Here is an 11,752-nt window from a genome sequence, read left to right as displayed (position 1 = left end):
TCTAAAAAGGTCAAATTCAATAAAATTAGAAACCGTTAAAACGGTTAATACTTTTTCCTGTTTCATTGACCACCAACTTAAGTTGGTGGTTAATAAGAAGATAGAGGTCATTAACCGATTCATTAGTTTCCAAATTTCGGGCAAAATTTCATACATATTCCAAATTATTGCCTTTTTAGAGTGGACTTCCTTATTGTTATTTATTTAATTTACCCACTCATTTCTTTAAAGAGCCTTCTTTTCTTTCTTCATTTTACTTTTCTTATGTTTCTTCTCTTTGGAATAGATTTCATATTCTCATTAAAAAAGAGAAGGACAGCAGGATGAGTTTGATAGAATTTCAAATCAACCATTGCGAAGATTTAGCAAGAAGAATTTCTCTGTTTGAAACCATTCGCAAGGTCTTTTTTATCCCTTTTGATTGTTCTCGAGTCCAATCTGTTCGACATTGATTTTCAGTATCTTCGGTGTTTCTAGGTGTTTAATTTCTTATCCGTATTAATCCGTTTTATCCGTGTCATCCGTGTTCTATTTTGTTCGTCTTGTTAGTTTTGTTCGTTGCTATTTTTTTTCATCTTCAAAAGTCTGGCTGCATCGGTCACAGCATTGATCTTGATCGCATAACTATTCTTGTTTCTGATATCTTCATCTGTAATAAAATGAACATCAAGAAGCCCGTCTGTTTTGTAACCTGTCTTTAAATAATTAATTTCCGAAAGGCACAAACTCCATCCATCAAACCAGGATTTAAGTTCCTTTTTTTGTTTGTCATTCCCTCTAAAGTGAACAAGAAGATCAATGTCGCTGGCAGGTCCGGCAATTGCGTTTTTTGTACTGCCAAAAATATACATCGCTTCGATTGCATAATGTTTTGGATCTATGTTTTCGGCTATATGTTCAGCCATTCTCAAGCGCCACATCCAGTGATTTTCGGTTTGAGTTTCAATAAATGATTCTTCATTCCCTTGTATTTCATATTTCTCTGAAGGAGAGCCAAGATAAGCGATCGCTTCATCAAGATCTGCATTCATCAGAATCCTTAAAATTTTGCCTTTTGTCTCTTTTTGTACATCGATAACCGTAATGATATCTTCCAAATAAGAAAATTCAGGAACTAATTCCGATAAAATGTTTTTAGATCGATTCAAGAAAAATTCATTATAAATTATATCGTCATCATCCGGGTACAAGGGAATATACCTGATCGATGCTTCCACCAGATCCTGGAAAAAGTGTGTTCCAAAAGAAAGATCTGGGACATAATTTCCTTTTTCCCGGGCGACTTCAATCAGGACAGAAGTGTTGTTAATATCCGAATAAGTTACATTAACACCGAGTTTTATATCTCCTCTACTTCCCCATCTTCCAGGTCCCATTAAAATGAATTTCCTTTTGGGAAGGATCGAATTTAATTTTCCGATAACTTTTCCTATAACTTTTAATTCCTCGAGAGAAGTTATCTCTCCATATTTTTCCGGTCTGACATAAACCAGATGTGTGATATCCGGAATGCGTCCGTTTGAGATATATTTCCGGGCAGTGAAAACAATATTTTTTTCAGGAATATCTTTGGGAATCGAAGAAGGAGAAGTTTCGCCGGAATAGCCTTGCGGACGACATTGCAAAAGATAAAAATCCTCTCCATCGTGTGCAAATTCAATATCAACCGGTGCTTTTATATGCTTTTCCAGTTTTTCCAGGATTATTTTCATATCTTTAACAAAAGAAGTATCCGCTGCCAATTTATTAAATGTGAAAACAATGTCATCATTCTTGAAATCCATATTGAATAATGATTTACCTGTTATTCTATCTTCCTGGATCACAGAAACCAATTTATTGATCATCGGGTAATCATTTCCATTTGATTTCAAAAATTCTCTGATCTCGATCGTCTCGAAAGTGTTGGTCTCAAGATTGATCACATCCATATTTTTGGGAGAATAACGGAAAATCTCATCAACCGTTATATTCACTTTTATATTGGGTTTTCCGGGTGCTATCAAAACCGGAAAATCACTGCTTAACCTGTCAACTGCTCGAGTTCCCAAACCCGGTACGATCCTCAACAAGCCATCATCTCTCTGAATTCGATGCGACCAGCGGAATTCATTACTACTGAAACCAACTCCGGCAAATGCAGGAAAGAAATACTTCCCAACCTTTTTCCCAACTACTTCCTGGATCATAACTGCCATTTCTTCATAAAAATCAAGTAAGTCTCTTTCTTTTCGATACTCGATCGGATCCGGTCCAAAAGTCGAAGCATAAACTTCTGAAATTGCGTCCATCAAAGCATTTAGCCGATCTTCTTTATTCCCCTGATTTGCCAGGAACAGGCTTTTATATTTACCGGAAAAAGCAGAACCGTGCCTGTCTTCCAACAAACTTGAACTTCTGACGATGATAGGTTTCTCTCCAAAATCGTCTAAAGCCACTAATAAACCTTTAATAATATCAGGCGGGAAATACGAATTTTTGAAAACCTGCACAATATTCGGATATTCCTCTCTGATTTGTGAGATCTCTTTATATTTCTGATCGATCACATCTTCGAGATTATTATAATAAAGAAAATGAATCAGCGCATCAGAAGTAACATACCAGGTTCTGGGAGTTTTTACCTGTTTTTTAAGATCATCATCGAGTTCGGGTATTTTATGAAGAATATTGTTTGCCAGAAACAATCCTGAACTTTTTCCCCCTAATTTACCACGGCTGTTTGTAGGAAAGATCGTATGCTGAAGGATGTTATAAAAATCTTTAATATCAAAATAATTTTTAGCGATGTTTATGAACTTAATCTGTTCCGAAAAAAACCGATGCAGGATCATTACAGTCGTATTCATTTTAGCACTTTCCGAGAATTCGATCTTTTCTTCATCAGTATGAAAATATTTTGTGATCGCATCCAGAATATCGCTGTTGGAAGTGTTCCTGTTTTCGAGAGTTTTCACCAGGAAACTGATCTTATCTTCCTTTATCCAGTTCTGAATATTGTTGAGAATATCTTCATCATTCAAATATTTGGAAGCAACTTCAAAAGTTTTATCACAGATTGTATTATATGATTCTGTGTTTTTTCTTTCCAGCGGTTTGTTGGAAAAACATGTGTCTGTATTTTCTCTGCTTTTTTCAAAACCAAATGATTCTAACAATTTTCTTGCTTGTTCAGAACCGCTCCAACAAAGAAAATTAAGCATTCTCCTGGAAATTTTATGATAAAGATCCTGATCAGCCCTTTTAAGAAGATCGACGATCACCCGCCATTCTTCTTTCTTATTCAGATCGATCTCTCTTTTTGCATTTTCCAAATCCTCGATTTCATTTTTTAGAGTTTTATGAAAGATGAATTGACTTACTCTTTCCGCTATTGTATTTAATAATTTACTCTCTTCCGGTAAAAATTGATTTCCGTTTTTAATGCTGACCTTTTCTGTATAATAAACCTGTATTTTGCCAACTGCTTTTTTATTTATGAGAATATCCGAACTTTGAAACCATTTGGTTTTTTTGAAATTATCGCGTGTAAATTCCTTGTTTCCAAAAATAATTTTCGCTTCACAAATATCCACAAATTGCCAGCCGGTTGGAATTATATCGAGAAGTTTATTAAATATTTCTTCATTATCGACTTCAAAATCCTTTAATGCTTCTTCAACTTTATATAAACAATTCAGTTCTTTTTCTCTCTCACTTAAAATATTGATGATAACTTCGTTTATCTGATCGCTCTTTTCTTTCTTGTTTTTTTTTGTTTGATTCATTTTAAGATCACTCCTCTTCTACTTCTTCCGTCAGCAAAAATTTTAATAGGTGTTTTTGTTTTGACATGCTGCACAAATCTGGATTCTGTGATTTTCTGCTGATTTAAGAGCCAATTCCAATCAATTTTTATTCTTTGCGTGTTTTTACAGGAAAAATAAAGAACTCCAAAACTGGTAATATTATGAAAGAAATGTGAACCTTGACTGAAATCAGGATTCATATCCGGTAAAGATGATTCAATGATAACTTTTGCTCCGGAGATTTGATTCCATGTCACTGGAATTCCAAGCCAGGGATCGGAACTTCCCCATCTGCCAAATCCAATCAGAAGATAGTTTGTCTCCTTTTCTACTAAAGAAGCATTGATTTTTTCAATCTCAAGAGCCATCTCGCTTGTATATTCAGCTCTGAAATCGCTAGGTTTAACAAAAACTACATCTTTGATTGATTCACTTTTCCCATTTCCCATAATATTTTCGGAATAGACAAAAACCTTATCCTCTTCATAATCTTCGAGATGAACTTCGACTAATTTATCGGAAACGACCATTGGTCTGACCTGCAAAAATCCAAATCTTTTAGGTTTTTTATTTTGAGGATCATAAATCATGGCAAATTCGATTTCAACTTTTGTTTCTAATTTTTCTTCAGATATTTTTAATAATTTTGCAACGAGATCATTAAAGGGAATAAGTTTCGTTTTCAGTACCGGAGCAAAATTGATGATACGAGGCCCATAACCAGATATTCCGGAATTGATCCTGTCGGATTGAATATCATAAGTAGAACAGATATAATTTATTGTTTTATCTTCTTCGGCTTCTTTTAAAGAATGTTTTTCCAGATATTCCATTTCCGTGATCGGATTGTATTCCGGTGGTTTGCCCATATTTACTGCCCAGAATTCGGTTTGCGTCATTTTCAACAGATCATTATTGGAATTGAAGGGAGGAGGTGCTGTCGGAAAATCCGGTGAAAAACTCCAGACCTTCCCACCATCGACAACTGTTTTTCCCAAACCGAGAGCAAGACTTATTACTCCGCTTTCCGGTTTGGAATTTCCGGTTGGATAAAAATTATATGATCTGGCAACTCCGGAAATAGTCGGATAAAATCGATCTCCATATTTCTCACCTACCAATTCCTGGATCACAACTGCCATTTTTTCATCTCTGATATCTTTATTTATGGCTTTAAAATAATTTTTGGAATTACTGAAAAAAGTAGAAGCATAAACAAATTTTATTGCTTCCGTTAGTTTATGAAAGCGCGTTTTTGTATCAAATTGATTATTAGGGATCATTTTAGTTTCAAATATACCAGCCAGAGGTTCGAACATTTTATCCTCGAATAAACTCGAAGAACGAATTGCCAGCGGAGTATGGATTTTGGAGATCAAACTATAAAGATCACCATCCACAATAGCAGGTAAACTTGCTTTCTGAAATTCATTGGCGATAAGATCATCCGATTCATCTGATAAGGCAATTTCATAAAGACTATTTTCCTTCATGAATAAATCAAAAACATCAGTCAGAATCACTGTCATGTGTGGAATGTCGATGATAATGTCGTAGTATTTGTTATCTTTGAAATTTGAATCTAATGTTTTTTTGATTGAGATCAGACTTCCTGCTTTTCCTCCCGGATGTCCTTTTCCAATATAATTAAATGAACTGTCTTTATACATTAAATTACGATCGAATGTTTTATTGTTATAATTCATTATGTTTTTATATCCTTAATATATTATTTGAAATCAGATATGAATCGAACTGAACAAAGAAAATTTCGCTTGTTCCCAAATTCTATTTGGGAACATAATTGGACGGGAAAGTTACTTTTTAAAATATTCCATTTTAGACCGAAAAATCAAAGTAAAACTTTTCCATAAATTGCAATCCCAAATGAAATTTAGGATTGAGGAGAATCCTGAAAGGATTAAATGTTAACAGCCATAGATGGAATCTATGGAAAAGAGATTCAGGGGACACAACAATCCGGCAGTTGACGGATTGAACTTTTCATAAAAGAAAGAACATTTACTATTATTTCTTCATTTCATCTAAATAAACAGTGTTAGGGTATTCATATTCAACTCTTTCAGAGTTATTTCATTCTTTGTTAAGTCCTTTCTACAAGATTCTCATGAGGTATTTAACATTCAACTCTTTCAGCGTTTGAACGAAATAAAAAAATGCAGAGAATTTGTTAAATCCCCTGCATTTCCAACTAAAACTATAACCAACCTCTATCTTTACTTGCTTGAGCAACTTTATCGATGGAGATTACATACGCAGCATCACGCATATATAATTTCTTCTCTCGCGCTAACTTCGATACAGCAAGATATGCAGAAGTCATCTTTACATCCAATTTTCCGAGAACTTCATCTTTCTCCCAGAAATAATTCATATTACACTGCACTTGTTCAAAATAACTGCAGGTAACTCCACCGGCATTTGCCAGGAAATCAGGGATCATAAAAATTCCTCTTTCGGCAATTACTTTATCTGCTTCCGGAGTTGTCGGTCCATTTGCACCTTCTGCAATTATTTTTACTTTAGAACTTATTTTATCGACAGTATCTTTGGTGATCTGATTCTCCAATGCTGCCGGGACAAGGATATCAACATCCTGCTCGATCCAGCTTTCACCGGATAAAACTTCATATCCCAGTTCTTTTGCTTTTACTTTATCTATGCCACCGAATCTGTCTGTAATGGATAATAATTCGTCCATATTTATCCCATCTGATTTTTTGAACGAATATGATGTATTGTCATTCTGATCCCAACAGGAAACACATACTACTTTTCCACCCATCTGGTTATAAAGTTTGATCGCAAATTGGGAAACATTGCCGAATCCCTGGAAACTTGCTGTTGTTTCTTCCGGTTTGATATTCTTTTCTTTCAGGGCTTCTCGAACTGTAAAGATTACTCCATAACCGGTGGCTTCCGTTCTACCCAGAGAACCACCCATACCAACAGGTTTTCCGGTGATCATTCCGGGATATTTTGCTCCGTGAATTGCTTCATATTCATCGAGCATCCAAAGCATATGCTGCGGACTGGTCATCACATCGGGAGCAGGAACATCGCGGAGAGGTCCGATATCACGAGCGATTTGTCTTACCCAACCTCGACAGATATGTTCTTGTTCTCTTTCACTCAAATTGTGCGGATCACAAATAACTCCACCCTTACTTCCACCTAGAGGTATGTCAACAACTGCACATTTCCAGGTCATCCACATCGATAAGGCTCGAACCGTATCGATTGTTTCCTGGGGATGGAATCTGATCCCGCCTTTTCCAGGTCCTCGGGCATCATTGTGTTGTGATCTGAATCCTCTGAAAACTTTCACTGTTCCATCATCCATTTTTACTGGAATACTGAAATGGTATTCTCTCATTGGATTTCTCAATAACTCTCTGGTTGCTTCATCCAAGTCCAGGATATCAGCAACATTGTCGAATTGCTTTTGAGCCATCTCAAAGGCATTGAATGATTTACTCATCTTCTCTCCTTTTCATTTTATTATTTTAATGGGAACTTTCTTTAATTTACCTGTTTTTCAGTCAATATTTTTATGGAAATAAATATTTTAAATTTCATAGTAAAAATGAATGTAATGTATTTGCGATTTTAACGCTTTTATCTTGACATAAAAACAAGATAAAAAGTCTTCCCTAAATCAAAAATGGTGAACTAAATATGAAAAAAATATTTTTACTCATAGTGATTTTAGTTTCGAGTTTACTGCTCGAATGTAAATCACTATATTATAATCTAAGTTGGAATTATCCCGAAATATCATCAAAAACTCATTCATCTTTTTTGGAAAAAAACCAGAATGAGAACAGGATCATCGAAATGCCTGATTCCGAAGTTTTGATAAATAATTCCAAATTAGATTTCGTACTCTCTTCCGGGCAGAACTTTATCCATTCCTGGCAGAAATTCCTGTTTTATAAAAATGATGATTCTTCTTTCCTATACTATCGAACTCCGGATAAAATAAAAACAAAACCGACTTCCTCCCGGATTCATCCCAACCGAATTCCATTAAAATCACGACTTAAAATAAGTTTGTTTTCAGGATTCGATCTTGCCGCTTCAAAGAAAGATAGATATTACTTCATTTATAATGGACTGAAACTTTCCGGATATATTCAAAAAAGACTCTTTTTCTACAGCAATGTCCGGTTAGGACATTTTGCCGGAGATATGGATTATGCCCGAACTTCCAAACTGATCGATAGTTGGACACAAAATTCCGATGATGGAGAGAAAATTTATCTCGATAATGTTGTTGGAAAAATTTCTTATCAAGGAAGACCGGATTTCTGGTCGGTTTCACTTGGACGCGGTAAGTTTGAGATTGGAAACAATGTCGGAGGTAGTGTTATCCTCAATGATGATTGTAATGAATATGGCTATTTCAGTAATCAATTCAAGTTTCATAAACTCCGGATTTCCTTCCTGCACGCAAGCCTGATCCCGGACAGCACTGCATCAGATTCTTATAAAGATTACTCTGACAAGTATTTAGTTATTCATAAGATAGACTGGAATCCTCACGGCAGGTTCCATCTCTTTTTTGGAGAAGAGGTCATTTACGGAAACCGCAGTATCGATCCGAGTTACCTGTTGCCGCACACTTTGATGCGACCCATCGAACATAACTTGCGCGATCGGGATAATGTTCTAATCTTTCTGGGCATGAATTATAAACCGATCACCTGGAATACTTTATACATGAATTTTATTTTCGACGAATTGAGCAAAAGTAAGATCTTCACAAGTTGGTGGGGAAATAAATACGCTGTTCAAGTTGGAAATTCACTCAAACTAAATCCTAAGATTCGCTTTACAACCGAATTCACAGCTGTTCGACCCTGGATATACACTCATAAAGATATGGTAGACAAATTTTCTCACGATGGAATCGGACTAGGTTTCCCGGAAGGAAGCAATTTATTACAAGTTTGTTCGGAATTAAATCTCCAACTTATGAACAATTTAGCATTTGATATAAATGCATCTTACACAAAACAAGGTTCTGTTGGAAATGATTTCTCGATAAATTACGAATCCAGACCGAGTGATACTGCAAATTGGCTGGAAGGAGATATTTCCAAAACGATAATATCCAAAGCAGTTTTCAGCTGGCAGCCGCTGGCTCATCATAAAATCAAGTTAGGCTATGAAATGACCAAAATCGACGAACAAAAAGCAACGAATGAATTTATGATCAGTTACCAGGCATTTTATTAATGAGAGTCCATCCGTAAACTCACCCCCGACCCCTCTCTTAAAAAGAGAGGGGAGAATTCGGAAACATAAATCGCTTTATCCATCGGTGTTTCCCCTCTTTGTCAAAGAGGGATGCATCTCCTGCGGAGATAATTGGGAGTTTGTGATAGAAATTTTGAAAGACATTCCATTACCATTTTAATGGTTTTTTATGAATCTATAAGTATTAAATATGAACATTGTATTTATCATCGCTGCTCTTGTTTTGGGAATTTTAAGCGTTGGAATTTTCCGCAATCGACAGGTAAAAAATCCCGGAGAAAACACTTTTTCAATTTTAATCGCCTGTCGGAATGAAGAAAAAAACCTTCCTTTCCTTTTCAGAAGTTTAGAAAAATTAAATTATCCTGAAAAAAAATATGAAATAATTTTAGCTGATGATGCTTCCTCTGATAATTCTCTGCAATTGATCAAAGAATTTTGTTCCGGAAATAAAAATGCAGAATTTGTTCATCTCCTCGAAAAAGATATCGAATATAAAGGTAAAAAAGCAGCTCTAAAAAAAGCATCCGAAAAAGCTCGCTTTGAATTTTTAGCCTTTACTGATGCAGATTGCGTTGTTCCTGAAAACTGGCTGATAAATCATAATAAATATATTTCTGAAAAAACGGGAATAGTCGCCGGTTATTATGTGGAACTGAATTGTTCATCTTTTATGAATTTTTTACAGAAAATATCAGCTGCGACTTTTTCTTCGACCATAGGTTTGGGGATTCCCTTCAGTTCTGCCGGCAGTAATATGATCGTGCGAAAAAAAGCGTTCGAAGAAGTTTTTGGTTATGATAGGATCAAAAACTATCTTGCTGGTGATGATAAATTGCTTATGAATCTAATCAGGCAAACGAAATGGAAAATCGCTTATAATCCAGAAGAACCAGTGAAAACTCATCCTTTGCGGAAAACAAGGATCAAGATCGAACAATTAAAAAGAAAATTCGGGAAATTCTCGATGTCTCCAACTTCTTACAAGCTTTATTTTTTGCTTGTTTTGTTTTTTTATTTATACCTTCCTTTCAATCTGATTTATACAAAAAAAGTAACTAATATTCTAATATATTTCAGCATGATGCTGATTTTCTGGCTTTCTAATCTTTATATTCATAAAATGAAATTTAAATTGATCGATATTTCATATTTGATCGTTTACCCGTATTTTATGCTGCTTTTTACTTTTTTGGGGCATTTCACAAATTGGAACTGGAAAAATCAAACAAATCGGAAATCGTCTTAAATTGATATTTCTGATTCAATAATCTTGGAATCAGGATATTTAATGCTTTGATTGTCTTTTCACCACTTTTTTCGTGCAGAACGATGATCGAACCTGGTTTTAATTTTTTCTCGATTTTGGAAATAATCTCATTCGAACTTTTCGCTTTAAAATCTTTTGGTCCGATATTCCATAAAATCATTTTCTTCTTCATCTTCCGCAAAATAAATAACAAAGCGAGGGAATATCTTCCGTAAGGTGGACGGAACAGTTGAGTTTTTCCCAAACCGCTTTCTCTTAAAATCAGATCCGTTCGTTCGATTTCTGATTTGATAAATTTTGGAGTTTTGAAAATTAGCGTTTTGTGGGAAAATGAATGATTACCGATTTCGTGTTTTTGTTTTATTAATTCTTTGACGATTTCCGGATTTCTTCCGATATTTTTTCCAAGTAAGAAAAAAGTCGCATGAATCTTATATTCTTTCAGGATTTTTATTATTTTCGGTGTGAAGATATTATCCGGTCCATCATCGAATGAGAGAGCTATTTCTTTTTGATTAGTGTGCTTTTTGTAGAACAATTTACCTGAGTTGTTCATTTTTAAATTTTCTATTCTCATTTTATCAATTCGTCTGAATTGTTAAATACATCTTTCTAATACAAAAATCCAAATAGGTATAAAGGAATAATATTCCCGGAACCAATTTCCGTATCATCTCGCAGGATAAAACCATTCTCTAAATTTTGTATTTGTTTTTTCTGTTTACTTTTACCTCCGACTTCGAATTCCAGGAATCCAAGACTTCTGCTTTGAATCGAGAAATCTACAACTTCCGAAGAAAAAATGGGATACAATCCTTTTATCTGAGAAACAAGAAAAGATTCTCGGATATTTCCTTTTAAAACATCATGTTGCCACAATTCATTCGCAATCGTATAATACATATTTGACGAATAAAAAAGTATTTTTGAATTCTTGATTGTTCTGACTGTGCTCTTTTTAGGTTTGATAATATTAAGCAGATCTGCTCGTTCCAAAAGATCGAGAAACACATAAAGAGTTTCTTTGGAGATTCCAATCTCCGTACAGAGTGAGCTGATATTGAGCGTTGGTATTTTTGACATCGAAATAAAAGCGATCAATTTTTTTAAGTTCAGAGAAGATGAACTTTTAATATCTTTGATCGTTGGAACATCTTCATAGATTATTTTGTCTATGATGTTGTTCATTTTCACATAATACTGTTCTACATTACATTCCAAAATAAAAGGATACATTCCATAACTTAAGAATTCGTGGAAGATACCAATCATCCGGTCAATTTTTCCCAGTATTTTACTCGAAATTTTTATCTGATCAAGAAGAATATCTTCTATTAAATATGTATCCAATTCAGTTTCATATTTCATCTCGATATACTCTCGTAGGGAAAGAGGTTTCAAATTATAGATC

The 11,752-nt window shown here is 34.7% G+C and carries 6 protein-coding genes; 2 read left to right on the top strand and 4 right to left on the bottom strand.

What is annotated here, in order from left to right; translation table 11 throughout:
* Window positions 1-545: 545 nt before the first annotated feature.
* The 3 genes from ENL20_11360 to ENL20_11350 all read right to left on the bottom strand — a co-directional run bounded on the left by ENL20_11360 (window position 546) and on the right by ENL20_11350 (window position 7,290).
* Window positions 546-3,767 (bottom strand): pyruvate, phosphate dikinase, encoded by a 3,222-nt coding sequence (locus ENL20_11360; protein HHE39150.1) that lies wholly within the window; start codon window positions 3,765-3,767, stop codon window positions 546-548.
* Window positions 3,764-5,494 (bottom strand): hypothetical protein, encoded by a 1,731-nt coding sequence (locus ENL20_11355; protein HHE39149.1) that lies wholly within the window; start codon window positions 5,492-5,494, stop codon window positions 3,764-3,766. The genes ENL20_11360 and ENL20_11355 overlap by 4 nt, the downstream gene beginning before the upstream one ends.
* Before the next feature lie 512 nt (window positions 5,495-6,006).
* Entirely contained in the window at window positions 6,007-7,290 is a 1,284-nt protein-coding gene (locus ENL20_11350; GenBank protein HHE39148.1) for a Glu/Leu/Phe/Val dehydrogenase, read from the bottom strand.
* Between the two features lie 197 nt (window positions 7,291-7,487).
* Here ENL20_11350 and ENL20_11345 point away from each other — a divergent pair, with 197 nt between their 5' ends.
* Together ENL20_11345 and ENL20_11340 are read left to right on the top strand one after the other, a co-directional pair.
* Window positions 7,488-9,050: a hypothetical protein gene (locus ENL20_11345; GenBank protein HHE39147.1), complete on the top strand. Its 1,563-nt coding sequence runs from the start codon at window positions 7,488-7,490 to the stop codon at window positions 9,048-9,050.
* 211 nt (window positions 9,051-9,261) lie between these two features.
* On the top strand, window positions 9,262-10,320 hold the full coding sequence (locus ENL20_11340) for a glycosyltransferase (GenBank protein ID HHE39146.1): 1,059 nt from the start codon (window positions 9,262-9,264) through the stop codon (window positions 10,318-10,320).
* On the opposite strand, the gene ENL20_11335 is transcribed toward ENL20_11340, so the two are convergent.
* Entirely contained in the window at window positions 10,274-10,918 is a 645-nt protein-coding gene (locus ENL20_11335) for a polysaccharide deacetylase family protein (protein ID HHE39145.1), read from the bottom strand. The genes ENL20_11340 and ENL20_11335 overlap by 47 nt on opposite strands.
* Window positions 10,919-11,752: the final 834 nt, after the last annotated feature.

The sequence above is a fragment of the Candidatus Cloacimonadota bacterium genome (assembly GCA_011372345.1).
Classification (GTDB): Bacteria; Cloacimonadota; Cloacimonadia; order Cloacimonadales; family TCS61; genus DRTC01.
This window is presented reverse-complemented; position numbering and strand designations above follow the sequence as displayed.

Bases quoted from the DNA above. Each gene is read 5' to 3' on its own strand.
- ENL20_11360 (HHE39150.1), bottom strand. From the start codon at position 3,767: ATGAATCAAACAAAAAAAAACAAGAAAGAAAAGAGCGATCAGATAAAC.
- ENL20_11355 (HHE39149.1), bottom strand. From the start codon at position 5,494: ATGAATTATAACAATAAAACATTCGATCGTAATTTAATGTATAAAGAC.
- ENL20_11350 (HHE39148.1), bottom strand. From the start codon at position 7,290: ATGAGTAAATCATTCAATGCCTTTGAGATGGCTCAAAAGCAATTCGAC.
- ENL20_11345 (HHE39147.1), top strand. From the start codon at position 7,488: ATGAAAAAAATATTTTTACTCATAGTGATTTTAGTTTCGAGTTTACTG.
- ENL20_11340 (HHE39146.1), top strand. From the start codon at position 9,262: ATGAACATTGTATTTATCATCGCTGCTCTTGTTTTGGGAATTTTAAGC.
- ENL20_11335 (HHE39145.1), bottom strand. From the start codon at position 10,918: ATGAGAATAGAAAATTTAAAAATGAACAACTCAGGTAAATTGTTCTAC.